This window comes from Amycolatopsis sp. NPDC104775, assembly GCF_055583325.1.
Genome location: NZ_JBVJOE010000006.1, coordinates 279,883 through 303,186 on the forward strand (window position 1 = coordinate 279,883; position 23,304 = coordinate 303,186).

General features: G+C 69.5%; 22 protein-coding genes and 1 riboswitch. Of the genes, 16 read left to right on the top strand and 6 right to left on the bottom strand.

Going from position 1 to position 23,304, the window contains the following annotated elements; all coding sequences use genetic code 11:
- Positions 1 to 26: 26 nt before the first annotated feature.
- Genes ACZ63D_RS27440 through ACZ63D_RS27450 form a run of 3 tightly spaced genes read right to left on the bottom strand, consistent with a single transcriptional unit; the run spans position 27 to position 3,989 of the window.
- Positions 27 to 830 carry an alpha/beta fold hydrolase gene (locus ACZ63D_RS27440; RefSeq protein WP_465357231.1) on the bottom strand — a complete coding sequence of 268 codons (804 nt, stop codon included), beginning with the start codon at positions 828 to 830 and terminating at the stop codon, positions 27 to 29.
- Positions 830 to 1,825 carry an LLM class flavin-dependent oxidoreductase gene (locus ACZ63D_RS27445; protein ID WP_465357232.1) on the bottom strand — a complete coding sequence of 332 codons (996 nt, stop codon included), beginning with the start codon at positions 1,823 to 1,825 and terminating at the stop codon, positions 830 to 832. The genes ACZ63D_RS27440 and ACZ63D_RS27445 overlap by 1 nt, the downstream gene beginning before the upstream one ends.
- A 40-nt stretch (positions 1,826 to 1,865) precedes the next feature.
- On the bottom strand, positions 1,866 to 3,989 hold the full coding sequence (locus tag ACZ63D_RS27450) for a HelD family protein (protein WP_465357233.1): 2,124 nt from the start codon (positions 3,987 to 3,989) through the stop codon (positions 1,866 to 1,868).
- Positions 3,990 to 4,114: 125 nt separating this feature from the next.
- Between ACZ63D_RS27450 and rsmD the strand changes: the two genes are divergently transcribed.
- From rsmD to mutM, 8 genes are all read left to right on the top strand, one after another.
- Positions 4,115 to 4,681: a 16S rRNA (guanine(966)-N(2))-methyltransferase RsmD gene (gene rsmD / locus ACZ63D_RS27455; protein ID WP_465357234.1), complete on the top strand. Its 567-nt coding sequence runs from the start codon at positions 4,115 to 4,117 to the stop codon at positions 4,679 to 4,681.
- A gap of 52 nt (positions 4,682 to 4,733) precedes the next feature.
- A complete protein-coding gene (coaD, locus tag ACZ63D_RS27460; protein ID WP_037356136.1) occupies positions 4,734 to 5,216 on the top strand; it encodes a pantetheine-phosphate adenylyltransferase in 483 nt (160 codons plus the stop codon).
- Between the two features lie 141 nt (positions 5,217 to 5,357).
- Positions 5,358 to 6,077, top strand: a complete 720-nt coding sequence (locus ACZ63D_RS27465; protein WP_465357235.1) for a ribonuclease domain-containing protein — start codon at positions 5,358 to 5,360, stop codon at positions 6,075 to 6,077.
- A 155-nt stretch (positions 6,078 to 6,232) separates the two neighbouring features.
- The gene (locus ACZ63D_RS27470; RefSeq protein ID WP_465357236.1) at positions 6,233 to 6,958 is read left to right on the top strand and encodes a DivIVA domain-containing protein; all 726 of its coding nucleotides are present in this window, start codon (positions 6,233 to 6,235) and stop codon (positions 6,956 to 6,958) included.
- 150 nt (positions 6,959 to 7,108) lie between these two features.
- A complete protein-coding gene (locus tag ACZ63D_RS27475) occupies positions 7,109 to 7,726 on the top strand; it encodes a YceD family protein (protein ID WP_465357237.1) in 618 nt (205 codons plus the stop codon).
- A gap of 74 nt (positions 7,727 to 7,800) precedes the next feature.
- Positions 7,801 to 7,983, top strand: coding sequence for a 50S ribosomal protein L32 (gene rpmF / locus ACZ63D_RS27480; RefSeq protein WP_009074209.1), 183 nt, complete (start codon positions 7,801 to 7,803; stop codon positions 7,981 to 7,983).
- A 14-nt stretch (positions 7,984 to 7,997) separates the two neighbouring features.
- On the top strand, positions 7,998 to 8,738 hold the full coding sequence (gene rnc / locus ACZ63D_RS27485) for a ribonuclease III (RefSeq protein WP_182892148.1): 741 nt from the start codon (positions 7,998 to 8,000) through the stop codon (positions 8,736 to 8,738).
- Positions 8,739 to 8,848: 110 nt separating this feature from the next.
- A complete protein-coding gene (gene mutM / locus ACZ63D_RS27490; protein ID WP_465357238.1) occupies positions 8,849 to 9,709 on the top strand; it encodes a bifunctional DNA-formamidopyrimidine glycosylase/DNA-(apurinic or apyrimidinic site) lyase in 861 nt (286 codons plus the stop codon).
- Here the strand turns inward: mutM and ACZ63D_RS27495 are convergent.
- Positions 9,651 to 11,141 carry a nitrilase-related carbon-nitrogen hydrolase gene (locus ACZ63D_RS27495; protein ID WP_465357239.1) on the bottom strand — a complete coding sequence of 497 codons (1,491 nt, stop codon included), beginning with the start codon at positions 11,139 to 11,141 and terminating at the stop codon, positions 9,651 to 9,653. The two genes, mutM and ACZ63D_RS27495, sit on opposite strands and share 59 nt — an antisense overlap.
- 364 nt (positions 11,142 to 11,505) lie before the next feature.
- Positions 11,506 to 12,087: a TetR/AcrR family transcriptional regulator gene (locus ACZ63D_RS27500; protein WP_465357240.1), complete on the bottom strand. Its 582-nt coding sequence runs from the start codon at positions 12,085 to 12,087 to the stop codon at positions 11,506 to 11,508.
- A gap of 157 nt (positions 12,088 to 12,244) precedes the next feature.
- Between ACZ63D_RS27500 and ACZ63D_RS27505 the strand changes: the two genes are divergently transcribed.
- Together ACZ63D_RS27505 and ACZ63D_RS27510 are read left to right on the top strand one after the other, a co-directional pair.
- Positions 12,245 to 12,568: a PadR family transcriptional regulator gene (locus ACZ63D_RS27505; protein WP_465357241.1), complete on the top strand. Its 324-nt coding sequence runs from the start codon at positions 12,245 to 12,247 to the stop codon at positions 12,566 to 12,568.
- A gap of 44 nt (positions 12,569 to 12,612) precedes the next feature.
- Positions 12,613 to 13,848, top strand: coding sequence for an HAAS signaling domain-containing protein (locus tag ACZ63D_RS27510; RefSeq protein WP_465357242.1), 1,236 nt, complete (start codon positions 12,613 to 12,615; stop codon positions 13,846 to 13,848).
- A gap of 148 nt (positions 13,849 to 13,996) precedes the next feature.
- On the opposite strand, the gene ACZ63D_RS27515 is transcribed toward ACZ63D_RS27510, so the two are convergent.
- The gene (locus ACZ63D_RS27515) at positions 13,997 to 14,518 is read right to left on the bottom strand and encodes a YflT domain-containing protein (RefSeq protein WP_009074217.1); all 522 of its coding nucleotides are present in this window, start codon (positions 14,516 to 14,518) and stop codon (positions 13,997 to 13,999) included.
- Between the two features lie 238 nt (positions 14,519 to 14,756).
- Between ACZ63D_RS27515 and ACZ63D_RS27520 the strand changes: the two genes are divergently transcribed.
- The 6 genes from ACZ63D_RS27520 to gcvT all read left to right on the top strand — a co-directional run bounded on the left by ACZ63D_RS27520 (position 14,757) and on the right by gcvT (position 23,303).
- On the top strand, positions 14,757 to 16,121 hold the full coding sequence (locus ACZ63D_RS27520) for a glutamine synthetase family protein (RefSeq protein ID WP_465357243.1): 1,365 nt from the start codon (positions 14,757 to 14,759) through the stop codon (positions 16,119 to 16,121).
- A complete protein-coding gene (locus ACZ63D_RS27525) occupies positions 16,102 to 16,815 on the top strand; it encodes a gamma-glutamyl-gamma-aminobutyrate hydrolase family protein (RefSeq protein WP_465357244.1) in 714 nt (237 codons plus the stop codon). The genes ACZ63D_RS27520 and ACZ63D_RS27525 overlap by 20 nt, the downstream gene beginning before the upstream one ends.
- Entirely contained in the window at positions 16,812 to 18,185 is a 1,374-nt protein-coding gene (locus tag ACZ63D_RS27530; protein WP_465357245.1) for an aldehyde dehydrogenase family protein, read from the top strand. The genes ACZ63D_RS27525 and ACZ63D_RS27530 overlap by 4 nt, the downstream gene beginning before the upstream one ends.
- A 6-nt stretch (positions 18,186 to 18,191) precedes the next feature.
- The gene (locus ACZ63D_RS27535; protein WP_465357246.1) at positions 18,192 to 18,959 is read left to right on the top strand and encodes a 3-oxoacyl-ACP reductase; all 768 of its coding nucleotides are present in this window, start codon (positions 18,192 to 18,194) and stop codon (positions 18,957 to 18,959) included.
- A 243-nt stretch (positions 18,960 to 19,202) separates the two neighbouring features.
- Positions 19,203 to 19,304: riboswitch (glycine riboswitch) on the top strand.
- A 43-nt stretch (positions 19,305 to 19,347) separates the two neighbouring features.
- Positions 19,348 to 22,179, top strand: coding sequence for an aminomethyl-transferring glycine dehydrogenase (gene gcvP, locus ACZ63D_RS27540; RefSeq protein WP_465357453.1), 2,832 nt, complete (start codon positions 19,348 to 19,350; stop codon positions 22,177 to 22,179).
- Positions 22,180 to 22,214: 35 nt separating this feature from the next.
- On the top strand, positions 22,215 to 23,303 hold the full coding sequence (gcvT, locus tag ACZ63D_RS27545) for a glycine cleavage system aminomethyltransferase GcvT (RefSeq protein WP_465357247.1): 1,089 nt from the start codon (positions 22,215 to 22,217) through the stop codon (positions 23,301 to 23,303).
- Position 23,304: the final 1 nt, after the last annotated feature.

The window sequence follows — 23,304 nt, forward strand, 5'->3', positions numbered from 1 at the left end:
TACCGGCGCGGCGGTTTCCGGATATTTCAGCGAGCGAGCCAGCGGTGCAGCGAAGCGGTGAGCGCCTCGGGTGCGTCGAGCTGGATGAGGTGTCCGGCCGAACGGACCAATTCCAGTCCGGCACCCGGGATCATCCCGGCGAGCCGATGCGCGCGGTCGACCGGGATCCAGGTGTCCTCAGTGCCCCACACGACGAGCGTGGGCACGCTGACGTCGCGGTAGCGCGGCTCGATTTCGTCGGTGTAGCGCTGATCTGCTGCCGCGATCTGCCGGTAAAAGGCCGCTTGGCCAGCCTCGCCGAGCCACGGCGCGACGAGCATGTCGTGCGCTTCGGCGGACAACGGACGGTGGGCGGCACCGGCGATGTACTCCCGCACCAGCGCCTCGTGCAGATTCGGCGGCAACTGCGCGAACACGGCCGCGTTTTCCGCCACCAGCCGGAAGAACTCCGAACCCCACGGTGCCAGCGCGACCACGTCCACCAGCGCCAGCGACCGGTAAGCCGCGCCGTGCAACAGAAACGCGCGCAAGCTGACCGCGCCGCCGTAGTCGTGCGCCACCACGTCCGGCTCTTCGAGCCCCCAATGGTCCAGCAGCGCGGCGAACGTCTCGCCCTGCGCGGCCAGCGAAACGTCCTGGCCCTCGGCCATGGTGGAACTGCCGTAGCCGGGCATGTCCCACAGGTACACGGTGAAGTCCGGCGCGAACGTCGACGCGATCGGCTCCCACAGCTTCGACGACCACGGCGTGCCGTGACAGAACACCAGCGGCGGTCCCGAACCCTGCCGGGACCACCGGACCTGCTGTCCGTGCCAGTCGAAGACCTCCATCAGCGCTTGAGGTCCGCGACGATCTCGTACGAGCGCACCCGGTTCTCGTGGCCGTGCACCATGGTGGTGATCATCAGCTCGTTGGCGCCGGTGTCGGCCAGCAGCTGGTCCAGTCCCTTCCGGACAGTCTCCGGACCGCCGACGATGCTCGACCCGAACCGCTCGGCGAGGAACGCGCGGTCCATTTCGGTGTACGGGTACTCGGCGGCGTCCTCCGGCGTCGGCAGCGCGATCGGGCGGCCGCGCCGGAGACTGAGGAAGGTCAGCCCGCTCGGTCCCGCCAGGTACTCCGCGCGCTCGTCGGTCTCGGCGGCGATCACCTGCACGCCCAGCATCACGTACGGCTCGGAAAGCACCTCGGACGGCTGGAAGTTCTCCCGGTACAGCCGCACCGCCGGCAGCGTGTTCTCCGCCGCGAAGTGGTGGGCGAAGGAGAACGGGAGACCGAGCCGTCCGGCCAGCTGCGCGCTGAACCCGGACGAGCCCAGCAGCCACACCGGCGGCTTGTTGCCCTCGGCGGTGACGGCGTTGACGCCGCGCGCGGGGTCCGGCTCGAAGTAGCTGATCAGCTCCATCAGGTGCTCGGGGAAATTCTCCGCGGACAACCCGCCCGGCCCGCGCAGCGCGAGCGCGGTGCGCTGGTCGGTGCCCGGCGCGCGGCCGATGCCCAGGTCGATCCGGCCGGGGTGGAACGCCTCCAGCGTGCCGAACTGCTCGGCCACCACGAGCGGCGCGTGGTTCGGCAGCATGATCCCGCCGGAACCGACGCGGATGCTCTCGGTGGCGTCCGCGACGTGCCCGATCAGCACCGCCGTGGCCGAGCTGGCGATGCCCGGCATGTTGTGGTGCTCGGCGAGCCAGTACCGGTGATAGCCCAGCCGCTCGGCGTTGCGGGCGAGATCGAGCGTATTGCGCAGCGCTTCGCCGACCCCCTTCCCTTCGGAGACGGGGGACAGGTCGAGCACGGACAGCGGCACGTCAGGCAGGGAAGTCACGTACAGCAGTAACGCGCGCGGACGCGATTCCCTTCCCGCCTTACGCGTGCGGCAGCCAGTCCGGGTTCGAGGCGAGCACGATCAGCTGCTGCGTCGCCCGGGTGAGCGCGACGTACAGCACGCGCCGCCCAGTCGAGGACTCGGTGACCAGGTCCATCGGCTCGACCAGCACGACCGCGTCGTATTCGAGGCCCTTCGAATCGAGGCTGCCGACGACCTTGAGCCGCTCGTCAGTCTGCCCGGTCAGCCAGCCCTCGACCTCTTCGACGCGGTCCATGGCAGTGATCACACCGACCGTGCCCTCGACCGCGCCGAGCAGTTCCTTCGCCGCGCTCTGCGTCGCCGTCGCCAGCGCCGCCTGGTCGACCGGCCGCACCTCCGGCTCGATTCCGGTGGTGCGCACGGCCTTGGGCAGTTCGTCGGCCTGCGCGTGGCCGGCCACGACCTTCGCCGCCAGGTCGAAGATCTCCGCCGAGTTCCGGTAGTTCGTGCGCAGCGTGAAGCGCCGTCGCGTCGTCTTCACGCCGAACGCCTGATCGCGCGCCTGCGCCGCCTCGTCCGGATCCGGCCACGAACTCTGCACCGGGTCGCCCACGACGGTCCAGCTCGCGTACTTGCCGCGACGGCCGATCATCCGCCACTGCATCGGCGAAAGGTCCTGCGATTCGTCGACGACCACGTGCGAGTACTCGTCGTAGTGCTCCGGCCGGTGCGGCGCGCCGCCGGAGCCGCCGCGCTCCGGGGCCGCCTCGATCACGGTCTGGCGGCGACGGCGCTTCGGCTCCGGCCCGACCAGCACGCGCAGCTCGTCCAGCAACGCGACGTCGGCGACCGACCAGCCGCGCGAACGGTCCGCGAAATCGGCCGCCAGCAGGCTGATCTCGTTCCGGTTCAGGACGCCCTTCGCCGCGGCGGCCATCCGCTTCTCGGCACCGAGCCACTTGAGCACCTGCGCCGGGTACAGCACTGGCCACCACACCACGAGGAAACGGTGGAAGTCGATGCGCTCGCCGAGATCGTTGATCAGCTCCGCGCGGTCGATCTCCTTGCCGTCCGCCTTCGCGTACTCCTCGGCCTTGTCCGCGAGAGCGCCCAGCAGCAGCTCTGCCACGCGTACGCGCGAGCGGTTCGGCGGAGCGCCCTGCGTGTGCGCTTTGCGTCGCACCTTCTCCAACTCGCGCGCGGTGAGCTTCAAGACTTCGCCGCGGTAAACGATTTTCAGCTCTGTCGGCGCTTCGGGCGGAGTGTCGCGCAACGCACGCAGAAGCACCTTTCGCATGCGCAGCGAACCCTTGATCGCGGCCAGCGCAGCTGTGTCCTGTCGCGTCGCTTCGAGACCGTCGAGGACTTCGCCGAGCGCGCGCAGCTCGACATTCGTTTCGCCCATCGACGGCAACACGCGCGAGATGTACGTGGTGAAAACGCCCGACGGACCAATCACCAGCACGCCCGCGCCGCCGAGCTGACGGCGGTGCCGGTACAGCAGGTACGCGGCACGGTGCAGCGCGACGGCCGTCTTGCCGGTGCCCGGACCGCCAGTGATCTCGGTGACGCCGCGCCACGGCGCCCGGATGACCTCGTCCTGTTCCTTCTGGATCGTGGCCACGATGTCGCGCATCTTCTCGCCGCGCGAGCGGCCGAGCGCGGCCATCAGCGCGCCCTCGCCGACGATCTGCATGTCCTCGGGCACGGCGTCGGCGATCAGCACGTCGTCGTCCACGTCCAGCACCGTCTGCCCGGAGCAGCGGATCACCCGGCGGCGCACGACGTCCATCGGCTCTTCGGCGGTGGCCTGGTAGAACGCCGCGGCCGCGGGCGCGCGCCAGTCGGTGACCAGGTTGTCGAACTCGGTGTCGCGGATGCCGAGGCGGCCCACGTAGATGTGCTCGCGGTCGAGGTGGTCGAGCCTGCCGAAGACCAGGCCCTCGTACTCGGCGTCGAGCGTCTGCAGGGTCTGGTTCGCGTGGTAGACCATCATGTCGCGCTCGAACAGCATCGACGCCTGCTCGAAGATCGCCTCGCGCTGGGCGCCCTGGCCCAGCTCGTAGCCCTTGGCCCGCATCGCCTCGGCTTGGGTCCGCAGCTCGGCGAGCCGCGTGTAGACCCGGTCGACGTGGGCCTGCTCGACGGCGATCTCAGCCCGTCTCACCCGGGGTTCGGACACGCAACGCTCCCTTGAACTCCATCAACGCGCCCCTGCAGGGCGAAGGACGACTCTACGCGCCCGCGCGCGCGGGTTCGGCAAGTCCTGCCCAACGCCACATCGCGACCTTGGGCGAAGATGGCCGGGTGACGAGGATCGTGGCGGGGAAGGCGGGCGGACGGCGGCTGAAGGTGCCGCCCAAAGGCACCCGTCCGACGTCGGAGCGGGTGCGGGAAGCACTGTTCAACGCCCTCGAAGTGGCCGGTGAGCTGGACGGAGCCCGCGTACTCGACCTGTACGCCGGTTCGGGCGCGCTCGGTCTCGAAGCGCTTTCGCGCGGTGCTGCGGACGCGTGGTTCGTAGAAGCTGACCGCCGGGCGGCAGACGTGCTTCGCGGCAACGTCGCCGATTTGCGGCTAGGCGGCACAGTGCGCGCCGGTCAGGTCGAGACGGTGGTCGCCGCGCCTGCGCCCGTGCGGTTCGACGTGGTGCTCGCGGACCCGCCGTACGCGGTCGACGCTGCTTCGCTGGGCACAGTGCTCGCTTCGCTGCACAGCGGCGGCTGGCTCGCGGAAGGTGCGTTGGCGGTGGTTGAGCGGGCTGCCCGTGACGGTGCTCCAGACTGGCCGTCGACGTTCAAGCCGCTTCGCGACAAGCGCTACGGCGACACAGCGCTGTACTGGGCTGAGTACGACAGCTCATTAGGGGTGTGACGCAGTCGTCACGAGAGGGCGCACAACGGCCCGGCTTGATAGCGTCCGCGCCATGCGGCGTGCGGTCTGTCCCGGCTCTTACGATCCGGCCACCAACGGACATCTCGACATCATCGAGCGGGCATCGAAGCTCTTCGACGAGGTCGTCGTCGCGGTGGGGGTGAACAAGAGCAAGAAGGGCCTCTTCAGCGTCGAGGAACGCATGGAGATCCTGCGCGAGATCACCGCGAAGCTCCCGAACGTGCGCGTCGATTCGTGGCAGGGCCTGCTCGTGGACTACTGCCGCGAAAACGACATCGCCGCGGTCGCGAAGGGCCTGCGCTCGGTCAGCGACTTCGACTACGAACTGCAGATGGCCCAGATGAACCGCGAGCTCACCGGCCTCGAAACGCTGCTGATGGCCAACAACCCGGCGTACGGCTTCGTGTCCAGCTCGCTGGTCAAGGAGATCGCGGCGCTCGGCGGCGACATCGAGAACCTGGTGCCGCCGGTGGTCCACGAACGCCTTCTCGCGGTCTACGCCAAACAGGACTGAGCACCGCGTCCGGCCGCGAAGCCAGCCCACCGGCCGATTTAGCCTGAACGGATTACAGCCTTCGTCGGGACTTCGGCCGCGGCCCGAAGCTGTTCACCTCGCGTCATTCTGCAGACCACCCCACCGGGTTACCGTCCGAAAATGACCAACAACCGCAGCCGCATAGTCGGTGTCCTTTTCGCACTGCTGGTCGGTTTCCTGGGGTTCGGCACGGCCGCGGAGGCCGTCCCGCTGTCCCCGGCGGCGCCGGCGTCCGTGCAGCCGAGGCAGAACTCCTGTGGCGATCTGTCCGGCTTCACGCACGTCAAGCTGTCGGCGCTGCCCGCGCAGGCGACTGACACCTACAAGCTGATCCAGACGAACGGCCCGTTCCCGTACCCGAAGAACGACGGCGTCGTCTTCACCAACCGCGAGGGGATCCTGCCCTCCTGCGCGTCGAGCTACTACCACGAGTACACCGTGCCCACGCCCGGTTCGAGCAACCGCGGCACCCGCCGGATCGTGACCGGCCAGGGCGGCGAGTACTTCTACACCGGCGACCACTACGAGACCTTCCAGGTCATCGACATCGACGGCGGCAGCACGCCGACGAAGTGCGGCGACCTGTCGAAGCTCAGCCCGGTCGGCTACTCGACGCTGTCCGACGAGGCCAAGAAGGTCGTCGACGGCGTGCGTGCGGGCACCCTCAGCGACGGGACGACCTACCAGAACCGCGAGGGCGTCCTGCCCGCCTGCGACGCCGGCTACTACACGCTGTACGACGTCGGCTCGGAGGACCGGGTGATCTCCGGCGACGGCGGCGAGCTCGTCTACACGCCGGACCACTACGTCACCTTCCAGAGGATCGACCTCAACGGCTGAGCACGGTCCCGGCGGAGCGGTCCCACCGGCGGGTGAGGCCGCTCCGTCCGGGCGGAAGCCAGGACACGCCCGGTCGGGTGCTCGTTCACCGGTTCAGGCTGCGAAGCGGGCAGACTGGAACCCAGTGATCGGGGAAACTGCTTGAGGGAGTTGCCGTGTACCGGGTTTTCGAGGCACTCGACGAGCTCGTCACGATCGTCGAAGAGGCCCGTGGGGTTCCCATGACGTCCAGCTGCGTGGTGCCCCGCGGCGACGTCCTCGAGCTGCTCGACGACGTCCGCGACGCGCTTCCCGGCGAGGTCGACGACGCGCAGGACGTCCTCGACAAACGCGACGACCTGCTGCTGGCCGCGCGCAAAGAGGCGGGGGAGACCGTCGCCAGCGCGAACGAGGAAGCCGAGCGGACGGTGTCGGACGCCACGTCCGAGGCCGAGCGCATCCTCGCCGACGCGCGCGCCCGCGCGGAACAAATGCTGAGCGACGCGCACAACGAGGCCGAGCGCATGGTCGCGGGCGGGCAGGCCGAATACCAGAACCTCACCGAACGCTCCCGCGCCGAATCCGAGCGGATGATCCAGGCCGGCCGCGACGCCTACGACCGCGCGATCGAGGACGCCCGCCTCGAGCAGGCCCGGCTCGTCTCGCAAACCGAGGTCGTGCAGGCCGCGCACGCCGAATCCGCGCGGATCGTCGACGAAGCGCACGCCGAGGCCGACCGCCAGCGCGCCGACTGCGACGCGTATGTGGACGGCAAGCTGGCCGAGTTCTCCGAACTGCTGGCCACCACGCTGCGCACCGTCGACTCGGGCCGCAACCACCTGCGCTCGCCCTCGACCAGCCACGGCGGCGGCCGCTCGACGCTGTACGACTACCAGGTCTGACGGAGCTTCGTCGGCGGCTTGACCGCCGCGCACCCGGTACCATCCGGCACCGCGGCCTCGTGCGTCCCCTGCACGGTTCTGAACGCGATCGGCGCTCGCCAGCCCGGCCTCCTCGAACGAGGTTGCGGGGCCTGCGTACGCTGGTAGGCGATGTCCGAAAACCCTGCCCAGAACCCCCGCCCCGCGCAGCTCGACGACCGCAGCCCGTGGGTGGTCGACACCCGTGAGCTCGGCCGCCGCGCGGGACTCAGCCGGGAGTTGCGCCGCAGCGCGCCCGTGCCGACCTCGCTCGGCGTCCCCGGCGTGCTCGAAATCCGCGAAGGCGAGCCCGTCGAGCTCGACCTGATGCTCGAATCCGTCGTCGAGGGCGTCCTCGTCACCGGCACCGCCGCCGCGGTCGCCACCGGCGAGTGCTCGCGCTGCCTCGACCCCGTGACCGAGGACATCGAGGTGGACCTCACCGAGCTGTTCGCCTACCCGGGCTCGGCGACCGAGGAGACCACCGACGAGGACGAGATCCCCCGCCTGGTGGACGACCGGATCGACCTCGAGCCGACCGTCCGCGACGCCGTGGTGCTGGCGCTTCCGCTGGCCCCGCTGTGCCGCGAGGACTGCCCGGGACTGTGCATCGAATGCGGTGTCAAGTGGGCCGATCTCGAGCCCGGACACGGGCATGAGAAGATAGACCCTCGGTGGGCCGCGCTGGTCGAGCGATTCGACGAGAACGCGGGCGAAAAGCCTGCGCACGGCTCCGGAGAGCAAGCCTGACGAGCGTCCAGCTCGATCCGGGAGAAGTAAGTTCGCTCGCATCCGCGAGCAGACCGTTTGAAGGAGATCTACTCGTGGCCGTCCCGAAGCGGAAGATGTCGCGATCCAACACGCGCTCCCGCCGCAGCCAGTGGAAGGCGGCTCCGGTTCAGCTGGTGCCCTGCTCCAACCGCGCCTGCCGCCAGCCGAAAATCCAGCACGTCGCTTGCCCGGCTTGCGGCCAGCACAACGGCCGCCAGGTCGTCGAGCCCGCCTGAGCGGGCAGCCGACCATGGGGGGTAAGCCCGTCGGAGGACCCGCGGCCGATCCCGCATCGTTGCTCGAGGCGCTCGGGGTCGTTCTCGACCCCGAGCTGCTCCGTCTTTCGCTCACCCACCGCTCGTACGCCTACGAGCACGGCGGCCTGCCGCCGAACGAGCGACTGGAGTTCCTCGGAGACGCGGTGCTCGGCCTCGTCGTCACCGACCACCTCTACACCACCCACCCCGACCTGCCCGAGGGCCAGCTCGCGAAGCTGCGCGCCAGCGTCGTCAACATGCACGCGCTGGCGGGCGTCGCGCGCGGGCTCGGCGAGGGCGGGCTCGGGGCGCATCTGCTGCTGGGCAAGGGCGAAGAGCTCACCGGCGGCCGGGACAAGGCGAGCATCCTCGCCGACGGTCTCGAAGCCGTCATCGGCGCCACGTACCTCGCGCACGGCATCGAGGTCGCGCGCAAGCTCGTGCACCACCTCTTCGACGGGTTGCTGGCCGAGGCTCCGCTGCGCGGGGCCGGCCTCGACTGGAAGACCAGCCTGCAGGAGCTGACCGCCTCCGGGGGACTCGGCGTGCCCGAGTACCGCGTCGAGGACAGCGGTCCCGACCACCGCAAGGAATTCACCGCCACCGTGCTGGTGGCGGGCCGCGCGCTGGGCGAGGGCAACGGCACCACGAAGAAGGAAGCCGAGCAGAAGGCCGCGGAGACCGCCTGGCGGGCTCTGTCGGAGGAACTCGGCACGGGCGACGACGCGAGCTGACGCGTTTCTTTCTTCCCGGGGCTGGTTGACTGCCAGGTCGGCCAGCCCCGTTTTGTGTCGCCGAGGCACCGCCCCCGTTTTTTGTCGGGGGCGCCGGGCAGAATGAGCGCATGCCCGAACTACCCGAGGTCGAGACCGTCCGCGCCGGTCTCGAAGCGCACGTCGCCGGCCGTACCGTCCGGGCCGTCGAGGTGCTGCACGACCGCGCCATCCGGCGGCATGCGCAGGGCGCCGCCGACTTCACCGGACGGCTCGCCGGAGTCACGATCGAGGCGGCCCGGCGGCGCGGCAAATACCTGTGGCTGGAACTGTCCGACGGCGAGGCGGTGCTGGCGCATCTCGGCATGAGCGGCCAGATGCTGGTGCAGCCCGAGGGCACGCCGGACGAGAAACACCTGCGCGTCCGGGTCCGGTTCGCCGACGACGGACCGGAACTGCGCTTCGTCGACCAGCGCACGTTCGGCGGCCTGGCCCTCGACGAACTGGTCGAGGTCGACGGCGACGCGCTGCCCGGCACCATCGCGCACATCGCGCGGGACCCGATGGACCCGAAGTTCGATCCGGAGGCGGCCGTGCGCGCACTGCGTTCACGGCGGACCGAGGTGAAACGCGCGCTGCTCGACCAGACGCTCGTGTCGGGGGTCGGCAACATCTACGCCGACGAAGCGTTGTGGCGGTCCAAACTGCATTGGTCGCGACCCACCGAGAAACTCACTGCCGCGCAAGGGCGAACGCTGCTGACCGCGGCGAGCGACGTGATGTCGGCGGCGCTGCTCGCGGGCGGGACGTCGTTCGACGCGCTTTATGTGAACGTGAACGGACAATCGGGGTACTTCGAGCGCTCGCTCGACGCATACGGCCAGGAGGGGATGCCGTGCCGCCGGTGCGGGTCGCCGATCCGGAGGGAGCCGTTCATGAACCGGTCGTCGTTTTCGTGCCCGAGGTGCCAGCGGCGGGCACGGGCTGCTTAGCCGTGCGGAGCCGAGCGAAGACCAAGCCAGCAACGGTCATCGCGAGCGAAAGCCAAGCGAACCAGTCGCCGAAGCGAGTGTGGAACGTCTGGCCTGGACCAGCGGGAACGTCCGCGACCACCGACGTGAACGGGGCTGGGCCACCGGTGCGGGCTTCGCCCAGGACGCGGCCGTAGCCGTCGGACAGCATCAGGCTGCCGTTCGCGTCGGACAGCGCGATCGACTGCCCGCTTTCGACACCCCGGAGCAGTGCGTTGCGGGTGTGCTGCCAACCGCCCTCGTCGTTGTTTCCCGGTGGGACCGCGAGTTCCGCTGGGATGGCGAGGATTCGCGAACCGGCGGCGGCGTAGTCGCGGCTGGGCGCGGTGAACGTCGTGTCGCCGCAGATCACCAGGCCGGTCGGGACCGTCGCGCCGGGGACGAAAACCAGGTTTCGGCCCGGCGGGCTCACCAGATCGTGGTGTTTCAGGTACCGGGCGGGTGCCGAGCCGTCGGCGGGGAAGGCCAGCGCGTAGTCGTAATTGTGCTTGCCGGGCCGGTCGTAGTACTCGAAGCCGACGACGATCGCCGCGCCTCGGGCCTTGGCGGCGCGGCGCATCGGCTCCACGAGCGCAGCGGGCCATTCCTCTTCGGCGCTGAAAGCGGCTTCGGGCAGTACGACGAGCTGCACGCCGTCCGGCATGGCGGAAATCTGGTCGAGGTAATCCTGCACCAAGGCACGGCCGCGAGCGGTGCCGAGCTCAGGACCCCAGCGGTAGCCAGCGTTTTGCGTGATCGCGGCCATCCGCACCGTCGGCCCGCTCGTGCCGGAAAGCCTTAAGGCACCGCCGCCAAGAGACAGAGCCACGAGGACCGCGGCGACGACACCGGTGCGCAGCCGAGAAGCTCCGGGCGCGCACATCGCGGCGACCGCGCAAGCGGGCAGCAGCACCAAAAACTCGACGCCCCACATCCCGGCCCACGAAGCGGTTTGCAGCACGAGCGGCGCGTCGCCCTGGTCGTTGGCGAGGGAACCCATCATGCCCATCGGGTTCAGCGTGGCGATCAGGTACACGAGAGCGGTCCACGCCGCCGGTGCGGCCAGGCTGGCCAGCAGCGTCCGGCGGTGGCGTGCCAAAGCCCAGAAGAGCCACACCGCGAACGTGAACACCAGCGACATCCCGACATCGATGGCCGCGCCGAACGGCCACAGCGGTTCGTCGCCGGAATGTGCTTGGTAGGCCCACATATTCGCGGTGCCGAGCAGGAACGCGCCGAACGCGGTACCGGCGGAGGTCCAGCCGCCGACGCGAGTCGCCAGCAACAGCACGGGAAACGGTGCGAGCCAGGTCAGCGCGGCGATCGGGGCAAGGCCGGTGCCGAAGTAGAAGAGTGCCGCCGACGAGAGCAGCGCGGCTGGGATTTGCCAGCGGGCGTGAGGTTTTGGGGCCATCGAAAATCCTCCGAGAGGTCCGTTGGCATAGTGTGGGTGGGGTTCGGGCTGGGCCTGGCGGTCAGCGCAGCCGGTTCTGCCAGCGGGTGTTGCGTTGGGGCGACCGTGGATCCTCCGGGAGGTCCGGCTGCGTAGTGCGGAGTTCGGGCTGGGCCTGATGGTCAGCGCGGCCGGTTCTGCCAGCGGGTGTTGCGTTGGGGGCGGCCGTGGATCCTCCGGGAGGTCCGTTGGCGTAGCGCGGTGTTCGGGTCGGGGCCGGGCGTCGCCGGTCGGCGCAGCCAGATTTGCCAGCGGGCGTCGCGTTTGAGGTCATCGAGGATCCTCCGCGAGATGCGTCAGCGCGGTCGGGACCACCCGGCGGCCATCACGTCTTGAGGCCATCGAAAATCCTCCGCGAAGTCCGTCGGCACAGTGCGCGGAACTCGGGTTCCGCCGTCCCCATCCGGCCCGCGAGGTAGTGCAGGACCATGCCTTGCGTTTGCGTGCTGACGGTCAGCGCGGCTTCCAGCGGATCGTCCTCGCGCAGCACACCCTGGCGCATGCCTTCTTCGATCAGCCGGACCAGCGCGGTGAACGGCGGCGAGCCGGGTTCGCGGAAACCGTCCGGGTACAGCCGGGCTTGGGCTCCGTCGTCGGTCATCAAGAAGCGGTACAGATGCGGCTGGCCGAGCGCGAAATCCAGGAAGCGGTCCAGCAGTGCGTCGAAGCGGTCGAGCCATTCGCCGTCGGGAGCGGGGTCTTTCCACGCCGCGCCCAGTTCGCGGCCGGTGGCGTCGGCGACCGCGCGCAGCAGGACCTCTCGGTTCTCGTAATGCCGGTAGATCGCCATCGCGGTGACTCCGGCGGCTTCGGCGACCCGGCGCATGCTGACCGCCGCCGCGCCCTCGGCGGCGATGATCTCGCGCGCGGCGGACGCGAGCCGTTCGGCGGTCGGAATCTCGGTCATATCTACACTGTAGACCAGGATGTCTACGCTGTATACCTGGTCGTTCAGTCTCCGCTGACCTGGTCGAACGGGCAGCGATACGCCGGACGGCCGCACGCCGTGCACACTACTGCGCTATGCGTGGTACCTTCTCTCGCGCAGGACCGGAAGGAACGCGGTGGAGATCAGTCAGCTGCTCAAGGGAGTGCTGGACCTGGCGGTCCTCGCGGTGCTGCGCGACGACGACGGGTACGGCTACGACGTGCTGCGAAGACTTCGCGTCGCCGGCCTGGAGGAGGTCGGGGACGCATCGGTGTACGGCACGCTGCGGCGGCTGTACAAGGCGGGGTTGCTGACGTCGTACGTGGTCCCGAGCGAAGAGGGCCCGCACCGCAAGTACTACAGCTTGAACGACCGGGGCAGGGAGCGGCTCGCCGAATCGGCGCGCACGTGGACCAGCTTCGCGTCCACTATGGACAGTTTGGTGAAAGAGCGGTCCTGACCGCGCGCACCGGCGAAACGCGGTACGAATCGGGGAGAGGCAGCATGAGCACGGACAAGCCGACGGCCGCGCGGGCGTACCTGTCGAGGGTGCGCACCGCGCTCGCGGACCTGCCCGCGAACGAGGTCGAGGAACTGCTCGAGGACGTCCGGCCGCAGCTGGCCGAGATGGAGGCGGAAGCCGGGGCGGCGGCGCGGGTCGAGGATCTCGTCGCGCGGCTTGGCACTCCGGAGAGCTACGCGGCCGAACTGCGGGCGTCCGGCGGCTATCCGCCTGCTCCGGAAACCCCGGCCGCGGCGGCGACGGAGGTGCTGCCGACGGCGAAGGCGGGGCGGCTCGGACCGCGGCTTGCCTTGTGGGGCTTGGTGTTCTGCGCGGCCGGAACGGCGCTGGTTTCGTTCTACACCGCGGTCCGGTTCGATGCTGAAGCGCTCGTCGGGATGCTCGTGCTGGCCCCGGTGTTCGCGGTGAGCGTGGCGTTCCTGCTGCTGCGCGGGGTCGATTCGATCCGGGAGTTGCCCGAGGCCGTGCGCGCGCGGGCGATGGTGAAGTCGATGCGGGAGGACCGTTCCGCCGAGCGTGCGCTCGCCTACCTGAACTCGCTGAAACCGGCGTGGTGGGTGGTCTGCGGGTTCGCTCTGCTGGCGTTCGGGCTGCTGCTGATGATCCGGGATCTGCACGCGGTCCTGCTGCTGCCGGTGCTGCTCGTCGGCGCGGGCCTGGTGATGTGGGCGGGCCCCCGGACCAAGGTCGACGGGCGGATGCTGTGGATCGCGGTTCCGGTGTCGGCGTTCGTGGTGGGCAGCGCGTTCGGCGGCCTCGGCGCGGCGGTCCATCTCGTCCGGGACCGCACGTACTCGTCGAACTCCACCCCGTCGTACGCCTCGTCGATGTACGAGGACGTTCACGGCAACGAAGCGCTGCGCTACGGCCAGCACGAACTGAGCAACCTGTACGTCTTCGACGCGAACGGCAAACCGCTGGAGAACGTCTACCTGTACGACGATCGCGGCCGTCCGCTGACGATCACGCGTTACGGCTGCGAGAAGGCGTCGGGCACGAGCCAGATGACCGGGCAGGACAACCAGTTCCCGCGTCCGAAGGTGGTCGAAGGAGTGCAGGACGACCGCGGGAACGTCAACGGCTACAACGGTTATCGCGGGTATTGCCGGGAGGACGCCGGAGTGCCGTTCGCGGCGGTGATCCCGAAGGCTCCGGCGACGCCCGGGACACCGGCCCCGCAGAGTAGCCCGACGAAGGCCGCTCAGCCGACAAGGTAGGGGCGGGTGGCTCGTGAGTGTGGATGCCGGTAAGAAACGGCATAGCCGCGCACGAGCTCGGCAGCCCGCGGCCCGGCAAGGCCCGGAACGCGAAACCGGGCGCCCCGGCCGCGAACGGCCTGGACGCCCGGGAGGCGATTCGTGCGACTCAGTGGTTGAAGGCCGAGCGCGCCGCCAGGTCCGCCAGCAGCTGACGGCCCTTCTCGGCGTTGCGCGGCTGCGACAGCACGTCGTAGCGCTGCGCGACCAGCTGGCTCTGCGAGATGAACCCGCGCTTGTTGCGGTTCGCCGCGTAGCCCAGCGCGCCGAAGGCCACGTTGAACACGACACCGGCGGCGAGGCCGAGCACGATCGACAGCAGCCCGGCGGCCGGGTTGAGCATGCTCAGCACGAGGCCGAGGAACAGGCCGAACACCGCGCCGGACATGGCCGCGCTGCTGAGCATGCGGCTCCAGCTCATCTTGCCGGCGATGCGCTCGACGAGCATCGGCTGGACGCCGACGATCGTGACGTCGGTGACCGGGAAGTCGGCGTGCGCGAGGTGGTCGACGGCCTGCTGAGCCTGTTCGTAGGATTCGTACGACCCGATCGGCCACCCGGTGGGCAGCGTCGGGAGCTGCGGCCGCGCCTGCTGCTGGCTGAACGTGGTCTGCGTGAATGCTTCAGTCATCCCTCTCACCTCTCTTGCCCGGTCCAACGCACGAGGCGGCGGTTTTGGTCCCGGACGCACCGGATTCACAGTATCTTCTCAGCCGGGCAACCCGGACATAGCAGGCGCCGCCCGGGTGAGGCCGGGCGACCACGAGTTTAAAGGTATAAGAAAATACCTTTCAGTGGATTGACCCGGACCCATCGGCCCGGTAGGAAGAAGCCGCAAAGGACCTGATCCGAACCTTTGGGGCGATGCGATGGCGGCCAGGCGAGGAATGCTCACGCTCGACGAACTCCGCGAACGGGTGACGGCGGGCACGATCGACACGGTGCTCGTCGCGCTCACCGACATGCAGGGGCGGCTCCAGGGCAAGCGCTGTTCGGCGGAGTACTTCCTCGAAGAGGTGGCCGGCCACGCGACCGAGGCGTGCAACTACCTGCTCGCGGTGGACGTCGACATGAACACTGTCGACGGCTACGACATCTCGTCCTGGCAGAGCGGCTACGGCGACTTCGTGCTCCGGCCGGATTTCGCGACGCTGCGGGAGATTCCGTGGCAGGAGGGCACCGCGCTGGTGCTCGCGGACGTCGAGCGCGTGCAGGGCGGCCCGGTTTCCGTTTCGCCGCGCCAAGTGCTGCGCCGTCAGCTCGACCGGCTCGCCGAGCGCGGCTTGAAGGCGTACGTGGGCACCGAGCTCGAGTTCATCGTCTTCGACGACTCCTACGAGTCCGCGTGGGACAAGCGCTACCACGACCTCAAGCCGTCCAATCAGTACAACGTCGACTACTCGATGCTCGGCACCGCGCGCATCGAGCCGTTGCTGCGCCGGATCCGCAACGGCATGGCGGGCGCGGGTCTGTATCCGGAGTCGGCGAAGGGCGAGTGCAATCCGGGTCAGCACGAGATCGCCTTCCGCTACGCCGAAGCGCTCGCGACGTGCGACAACCACGGCATCTACAAAAACGGTGCGAAGGAGATCGCCGCGCAGGAAGGCAAGAGCCTCACGTTCATGGCGAAGTACAACGAGCGCGAGGGCAACTCCTGCCACATCCACCTGAGCCTGCGCAGCGAGTCCGGCGAAGCGGTGCTTCCCGGCGACGGTGACCACGGCTTCTCGAAGCTGATGCAGCACTTCCTCGCGGGCCAGCTGGAAGCGTTGCGCGAAATGACGTACTTCTTCGCACCTAACATCAACTCCTACAAGCGTTACGTCCCTGGCAGCTTCGCGCCGACAGCGATCGCGTGGGGCACGGACAACCGTACGTGCGCGTTGCGCGTTGTCGGGCACGGTGACGGGTTGCGCGTCGAGAACCGCGTACCCGGCGGAGACGTGAACCCGTACCTCGCGGTCGCCGCGATGGTCGCTGCTGGGCTGCACGGCATCGAGAACGAACTGCCGTTGGAGCCTGAGTTCGTAGGCAACGCGTACGCGTCCGACAAACCCACTGTGCCGGTCACGCTTGCCGAAGCGGCGGAAGCCCTTAAAGGCAGCCGTATCGCGCGAGATGCCTTCGGCTCCGATGTAGTTGACCATTACCTCAACGCCGCGCGGATCGAGCGCGAAGCGTACGAGCGAGCTGTGACCGATTGGGAGCGCATCCGTGGTTTCGAACGACTCTGACCCACCCGTCATCGGGCTCAGCACCTATTCGGAACAAGCGAAGTTCCTGGCCTGGGACACCGAGGCGACGCTGCTGCACCGGGTGTACGCGGACTGTGTGGTCAAGGCGGGCGGGATTCCGGTGCTGCTGCCACCGGTGAGCACGGCCTACGACGCACTCGTGGGACGCATCGACGGTCTCGTCCTCACCGGCGGCGCGGACGTCGAACCCAGCCGTTACGACCAGGAGCCGCACCCCGCGACATACATCCGCCCGGAGCGCGACGCGTTCGAGTTCGGCCTGTTCGCGGCGGCGCGCGCGGCCGGAAAGCCAGTGCTCGGGGTGTGTCGCGGACTGCAGGTGATGAGCGTCGCGCTCGGCGGCACGCTCTCGCAGCACCTCCCGGAAACCCTGGGCGAGGCAACGCATCAGCCAGCTCCAGCGACGTTCGGCACCAGCACGGTCACCCTGGTCGACGGCACGCGGGCAGCGGCGATTCTCGGCCAAGAAACGAAAGTCCACTGTTACCACCATCAGGCGATTGACCGGCTTGGCTCCGGCTTGGTCGCGTCCGGGCACGCGGCGGACGGCACGATCGAAGCCGCGGAAATGCCGGGGGAGTTCGTGCTCGGCGTGCAGTGGCATCCGGAGCAGGACGGCGACGACGTCCGGCTGTTCGCCGCGTTGGCGAACGCCGCGCAGGAGGGGAAATGACGACGTTCGAGGTGCGCAATCCGGCGACCGCGGAAGTGGTGCGCCAGGTCGAGCTGACCAGCGAGGCGGAGACCGACGCCGCGATCGCCCGCGCGCACGCCGCGTTCCCGGCCTGGCGGGCGGTCGCCCCCGGTGATCGGGCAAGGCTGCTGCGCCGGTTCGCGGACGCGGTCGACGCCGATATCGAAAACCTCGCCCGGCTGGAGGTCGAGAACTCCGGGCACACCATCGGCAACGCTTGCTGGGAAGCGGGCAATGTGCGCGACCTGCTCGAATACTCGGCCGGTGCGCCGGAACGGCTGCTGGGCAAGCAGATCCCGGTCGACGGCGGCGTCAACGTGACCTTTCACGAGCCGCTCGGCGTCGTCGGCGTAATCGTGCCGTGGAACTTCCCGATGCCGATCGCGGGCTGGGGCTTCGCACCGGCGCTCGCCGCGGGCAACACGGTCGTGCTCAAACCGGCCGAGCTGACGCCGCTCACCGCGTTGCGGCTGGCCGAACTCGCTCGCGAAGCGGGGATTCCGGAGGATGTCTTCCAGGTGCTTCCCGGCAAGGGATCGGTTGTGGGACAACGGTTTGTCACGCATCCGGCGGTGCGCAAGGTGGTGTTCACCGGCTCCACCGAGGTCGGCAAGCAGGTGATGGCCGGCTGCGCGGCGCAAGTGAAACGGGTGACGCTGGAACTGGGCGGCAAGAACGCGAACCTCGTGTTCGCCGACGCCGACCTGGAAAAGGCCGCGGCGACCGCGCCGTACGGGGTGTTCGACAACGCCGGGCAGGACTGCTGCGCGCGGTCGCTGATCCTGGTGCAGGACACCGTTTACGACCGGTTCCTCGAACTGCTGGAACCCGCCGTGCGGGGCGTGGTCGTCGGTGATCCGGCCGACGAGGCGACCGAGATGGGCCCGCTGATTTCCGCGGACCACCACGCCAAAGTCTCCTCCTACGTCACTGAGCGGACGCCGGTAGCCTTCCGCGGCAGCGCGCCGTCCGGACCGGGGTACTGGTTCGCGCCGACCGTCGTGCTCCCGCCGGGGCTGGACGATCCGCTGGCGCGCGACGAGATCTTCGGCCCGGTCGTCGCGGTAGTCCGCTTCCGCGACGAGGCCGAGGCGGTGCGGATGGCCAACGGCACCGAGTACGGGCTGTCCGGCTCGATCTGGACCCGCGACGTCGGCCGCGCCTTCCGCGTCGCGCGCGGCGTCGAATCCGGGAACCTGTCGGTGAATTCGCATTCGTCGGTCCGCTACTGGACGCCCTTCGGCGGCTTCAAGCAGTCCGGTCTCGGCCGCGAACTGGGCCCGGACGCCGCCGCTGCTTTCACCGAAACCAAGAACGTTTTCCTGAGCATCGAAAACACGGAGGAATGACCCACGATGGTGCAGCGTTTTGACGGCCGCGTCGCGGTGATCACCGGCGGCGCGAGCGGCATCGGCCTCGCCACCGCCAAACGGCTGGCGAGCGAGGGCGCGAAGGTGGTGATCGGCGACGTCGCGCCGGAGCAGGGCAAGGCGGCCGCCGACGAGGTGGGCGGTGCTTTCATCCAGGCCGATGTGACGGACGCGGACCAGGTCGAGGCCCTTTTCCAGACGACGGTCGACGAGTTCGGCGCGGTCGACGTCGCGTTCAACAACGCGGGCATTTCGCCGCCCGAGGACGATTCGATCCTCACCACCGGCATCGAAGCCTGGGAGAAGGTGCAGCGGGTCAACCTGACCTCGGTGTACTTGTGCTGCAAGGCCGTGTTGCCGCACATGCAGCGCCAAGGCCGCGGTTCGATCGTGAACACCGCGTCGTTCGTGGCCGTGATGGGAGCCGCGACGTCGCAGATTTCCTACACCGCTTCGAAGGGCGGCGTGCTCGCCATGACGCGCGAGCTGGGCGTGCAGTTCGCGCGCGAGAACATCCGGGTCAACGCGCTGTGCCCGGGGCCGGTCAACACGCCGCTGCTGAAGGAACTGTTCGCGAAGGACCCGGAGCGCGCGGCCCGGCGGCTGGTGCACGTTCCGGTCGGGCGGTTCGCGGAGCCGGAGGAGATCGCCGCCGCGGTGGCCTTCCTGGCGAGCGACGACGCCAGCTTCATCACCGCCGCGCAGTTCCTCGTCGACGGCGGCATTTCGGGTGCGTACGTAACGCCGCTGTGACTGTCTGTGAGGGGAACCCTAGGGGAATCAGAGTTCCTCAGGGTTCCCCTCACGGACCTTCGACAAGGGGGTGTGGCGTAGGCCGGGCGCGGTAGACTGGCGCGTGAAGCGGCAGGTAGGGTGGCCGCACCCACAATTGAACACAGGGCCGTTCGAGCCGGAGCGGGAGAGTCCCATGCGAGCAGTGGGACACCGAAGGAGCAAACTCCCCGGAATCTCTCAGGTAACCGCTACCGCTTTCGGCGAGGCCACTCTGGAAAGCAGGCGCACCCGCGCCTCACCCAAGGTGAAAGCCGTGCCGTGCGCGCGGTGAAACTCTCAGGTGCCCATGACAGAGGGGGAGTTCCCAGTGCACCGCCGCGCCCGGTGCCCGTCCCGAGGAGCTCCCATCACCTCCACCCCCTTCGACACCCGCCACATCGGTCCCGGCGAGGCCGAGCGGGCGAAGATGCTCGCCGAATGCGGTTACGGAAGCCTGGACGCCCTCGTGGAAGCGGCGGTGCCGACCGCCATCCGCACAGCCGGTGACCTGGCGCTTCCCGCGCCCGCGTCCGAGGAAGAGGCGACCGCCGAGCTGCGTGCGCTCGCCGCCCGCAACCGGCCGATGACGCAGATGATCGGCCTCGGCTACTCCGACACCGTCACGCCGGGCGTGATCCGCCGCAACGTGCTGGAGAACCCGGCCTGGTACACCGCGTACACGCCGTACCAGCCGGAGATCTCGCAGGGCCGGCTCGAAGCGCTGCTGAACTTCCAGACCGCGGTGTCCGACCTGACCGGGCTGGCGATCGCCAACGCCTCGATGCTCGACGAGTCCACCGCGGCCGCCGAGGCGATGACGCTGATGCGCCGCGCGGCGAAGTCGAAGTCCAATGTGGTCGTTCTCGACTCCGAAGTCCTTCCCCAGACCATCGAGGTCGTGCGGACGCGCGCCGCCGGTCTCGGCATCGACGTGCAGGTGCGCGACCTGCTCACCGGGCTGCCCGAGGAGTTCTTCGGCGTCATCGTGCAGTACCCGGGAGCGTCCGGCGTGCTGCGCGGGCGCGGTTTCTACCACGCGGTTTCCGAAGCGGCGAAGGCCGCGGGCGCGCTGTACACGGTCGCTGCCGACCTGCTCGCGCTCACCTTGGTCGCCGCGCCCGGCGAGTTCGGCGCGGACGTCGCTGTCGGCTCCACGCAGCGCTTCGGCGTGCCGCTGGGCTACGGCGGTCCGCACGCCGGGTACATGGCGGTGCGCGCTGGTCTTGAGCGGTCGCTGCCGGGTCGGCTCGTGGGCGTGTCCGTGGACGCGGATGGGAACACTGCGTACCGGCTCGCGCTGCAGACGCGAGAGCAGCACATACGCCGCGAGAAGGCGACCTCCAACATTTGCACCGCGCAGGTGCTCCCGGCGGTGTTGGCGTCGATGTACGCGGTCTACCACGGTCCCGAGGGGCTCAAGGCGATCGCGACGCGGGTGCACGAGCTTGCGGGCGGTCTCGCGAACGCGCTGCGCGCCGGTGGCGTCGAAGTCGCGCACGAGGCCTTCTTTGACACTGTCGTCGCGAAGGTGCCTGGCCGGGCGGCAGAGGTGCACGCGGCGGCGCGCGAGGCGGGAATCAACCTCGGCCACATCGACGCCGACACCGTGCGCATCGCCTGCGACGAGGTCACGCGTCCCGACACTCTCGCGAAGGTGCTTCGCGCCTTCGGTGTCGACAGTGCGTGGGAAGCCGCGCAGGCGCTTCCGAACGGTCTCGCCCGAGAGAGCGGTTACCTGACGCACGAGGTGTTCAGCACACACCGGTCCGAGACGTCGATGCTGCGTTACCTGCGCCGCCTCGCCGACCAGGACTTCGCGCTCGACCGCGGGATGATCCCGCTCGGCTCGTGCACGATGAAGCTCAACGCCACCACCGAAATGGAGCCGATCAGCTGGCGCGAGTTCGCGGGCATCCACCCGTTCGCGCCCGCCGAGGACGCCGAGGGCTACCACGAGCTGGTCCGCCAGCTGTCCGGCTGGCTGTCCGAGGTCACCGGCTACGACCAGGTCTCGCTGCAGCCGAACGCGGGCAGCCAGGGCGAACTCGCCGGGCTGCTGGCCATCCGCGCCTACCACCGGGCGAACGGCCAGCCCGAGCGCGACGTCTGCCTGATCCCGTCGTCGGCGCACGGCACCAACGCCGCGTCCGCGGTGCTCGCCGGGATGCGCGTGGTCGTGGTCAAGTGCACCGACGAGGGCAACGTCGACCTCGACGACCTGCAGTCCAAAGTGGACGCCCACAGCGCCGACCTGGCCGCGATCATGGTCACCTACCCGTCCACGCACGGCGTCTACGAGCACGGCATCGAGCGGCTCGCCAAGACCGTGCACGACGGCGGCGGCCAGGTGTACGTCGACGGCGCGAACCTCAACGCCCTGCTGGGCCTGGCGAAGCCGGGCGAGTTCGGCGGCGACGTCTCGCACTTGAACCTGCACAAGACGTTCTGCATCCCGCACGGCGGCGGCGGTCCCGGCGTCGGCCCGGTCGCGGTGCGCGAACACCTCGCGCCGTACCTGCCGAACCACCCGCTGCTCGCGCAGGCCGGACCGGACACCGGCGTCGGCCCGATCAGCGGCGCGCCCTACGGTTCGGCGTCGATCCTGCCGATCTCCTGGGCGTACGTGCGGATGATGGGCGCGCCCGGGCTCACCGAGGCCACCAAGGTCGCGGTGCTCGCGGCCAACTACATCGCCGCCCGGCTCGCGCCGCACTACCCGGTGCTCTACACCGGACAGGACGGCCTGGTCGCCCACGAGTGCATCCTCGACCTGCGCGGCATCACCAAGGAAACCGGCGTGACCGTGGACGACGTCGCTAAGCGGCTGATCGACTACGGCTTCCACGCGCCGACCATGTCCTTCCCGGTCGCGGGCACGCTCATGGTGGAGCCCACCGAGAGCGAGGACCTGGCCGAGATCGACCGGTTCTGCGAGGCGATGATCGCCATCCGGCGCGAGATCGACGAGGTCGCGGCCGGTCGCTGGACCGCCGAGACGAGCCCGCTGCGCGGCGCGCCGCACACCGCTTCGTCGGTGATCGGCGAATGGACCGCGGACTACGACCGCGAGCTGGCGGCGTACCCGAGCGGCGTGGCGCGCAGGACCAAGTACTGGCCGCCGGTGCGGCGGATCGACGGCGCGCGCGGCGACCGCAACCTCGTCTGCTCCTGCCCGCCCCTCGACGCGTACGACGCGTGAGCGCGACCTCCGCTCGCGACAACGAAAGGCTTCCTGTGACGGAAACCCCCCTGCACCAGGTCCACAAAGACCTCGGTGCGCTGTTCACCGATTTCGCCGGCTGGTCGATGCCGGTGCGCTACGCCAGCGAACTGGCCGAGCACAAGGCCGTGCGCGAGGCGGCCGGGCTGTTCGACCTGTCGCACATGGCCGAGATCCACGTCCGCGGCGCGCAGGCCGCCGCGGTGCTCGACTATGCGCTGGTCGGCAACATCTCCGGCGTGAAGCCGGGTCGCGCCCGCTACACGATGATCTGCGACGCCGACGGCGGCGTGCTGGACGACCTGGTCGTTTACCGGCTCGCTGACGAGGAGTACCTGGTCGTGGCCAACGCGGGCAACGCCGCCGTGGTCGCGGACGCGCTGGCCGAGCGCGTCGCCGGATTCGACGCGGTGGTGGAGAACCGGTCCGCGGACACCGCGCTGATCGCGGTCCAGGGCCCGAAGGCGGTCGACGTGCTCGCCGCGGTCACCGACGCCGATCTCGGCGCGCTCAAGTACTACGCGAGCGTGCCCGCCGTCGTGAAGGGCATCGAGGTCCTGCTGGCCCGCACCGGCTACACCGGCGAGGACGGCTTCGAGCTGTTCGTTCCCGCGACGCAGGCTCCGGCGTTGTGGCAGCTGCTGACCGAGGCGGGTCAGGAGCACGGTCTGGTCCCGTGCGGTCTCGCCTGCCGCGACACGCTGCGGCTGGAAGCCGGAATGCCGTTGTACGGCAACGAACTCAGCCGCGAGCTGAACCCGTTCGCCGCCGGTCTGGGCCGGGTCGTGAAGTTCGAGAAGCCGGGCGACTTCGTGGGCCGCGCGGCCCTGGAAGAGCTGGCGAAGGCCGACGTCCCGCGCGTGCGGGTCGGCCTGCGCGGCACCGGCCGCCGCGCCCCGCGGCACGGGTACGCCGTGCTGTCCGGGGATGCCACTATCGGGGAGATCACCAGCGGCGCGCTGTCGCCGACGCTGGGCTACCCGATCGCCATGGCGTATGTAGACCGGGAGCACGCCGAGCCCGGCACCGCGCTGTCCGTCGACATCCGGGGCCGCGTCGAGCCGGTCGAGGTCGTCGCCCTGCCCTTCTACTCCCGAGCCTGAA

What these genes read in the sequence shown, in the direction of transcription:
- ACZ63D_RS27500 (WP_465357240.1), bottom strand. Translation starts at nt 12,087, where the DNA reads ATGACCGAGATTCCGACCGCCGAACGGCTCGCGTCCGCCGCGCGCGAG.
- ACZ63D_RS27530 (WP_465357245.1), top strand. Translation starts at nt 16,812, where the DNA reads ATGACGACGTTCGAGGTGCGCAATCCGGCGACCGCGGAAGTGGTGCGC.
- ACZ63D_RS27440 (WP_465357231.1), bottom strand. Translation starts at nt 830, where the DNA reads ATGGAGGTCTTCGACTGGCACGGACAGCAGGTCCGGTGGTCCCGGCAG.
- ACZ63D_RS27495 (WP_465357239.1), bottom strand. Translation starts at nt 11,141, where the DNA reads ATGGCCCCAAAACCTCACGCCCGCTGGCAAATCCCAGCCGCGCTGCTC.
- ACZ63D_RS27535 (WP_465357246.1), top strand. Translation starts at nt 18,192, where the DNA reads ATGGTGCAGCGTTTTGACGGCCGCGTCGCGGTGATCACCGGCGGCGCG.
- ACZ63D_RS27520 (WP_465357243.1), top strand. Translation starts at nt 14,757, where the DNA reads ATGGCGGCCAGGCGAGGAATGCTCACGCTCGACGAACTCCGCGAACGG.
- ACZ63D_RS27475 (WP_465357237.1), top strand. Translation starts at nt 7,109, where the DNA reads ATGTCCGAAAACCCTGCCCAGAACCCCCGCCCCGCGCAGCTCGACGAC.
- ACZ63D_RS27510 (WP_465357242.1), top strand. Translation starts at nt 12,613, where the DNA reads ATGAGCACGGACAAGCCGACGGCCGCGCGGGCGTACCTGTCGAGGGTG.
- rnc (WP_182892148.1), top strand. Translation starts at nt 7,998, where the DNA reads ATGGGGGGTAAGCCCGTCGGAGGACCCGCGGCCGATCCCGCATCGTTG.
- coaD (WP_037356136.1), top strand. Translation starts at nt 4,734, where the DNA reads ATGCGGCGTGCGGTCTGTCCCGGCTCTTACGATCCGGCCACCAACGGA.
- ACZ63D_RS27465 (WP_465357235.1), top strand. Translation starts at nt 5,358, where the DNA reads ATGACCAACAACCGCAGCCGCATAGTCGGTGTCCTTTTCGCACTGCTG.
- mutM (WP_465357238.1), top strand. Translation starts at nt 8,849, where the DNA reads ATGCCCGAACTACCCGAGGTCGAGACCGTCCGCGCCGGTCTCGAAGCG.
- ACZ63D_RS27515 (WP_009074217.1), bottom strand. Translation starts at nt 14,518, where the DNA reads ATGACTGAAGCATTCACGCAGACCACGTTCAGCCAGCAGCAGGCGCGG.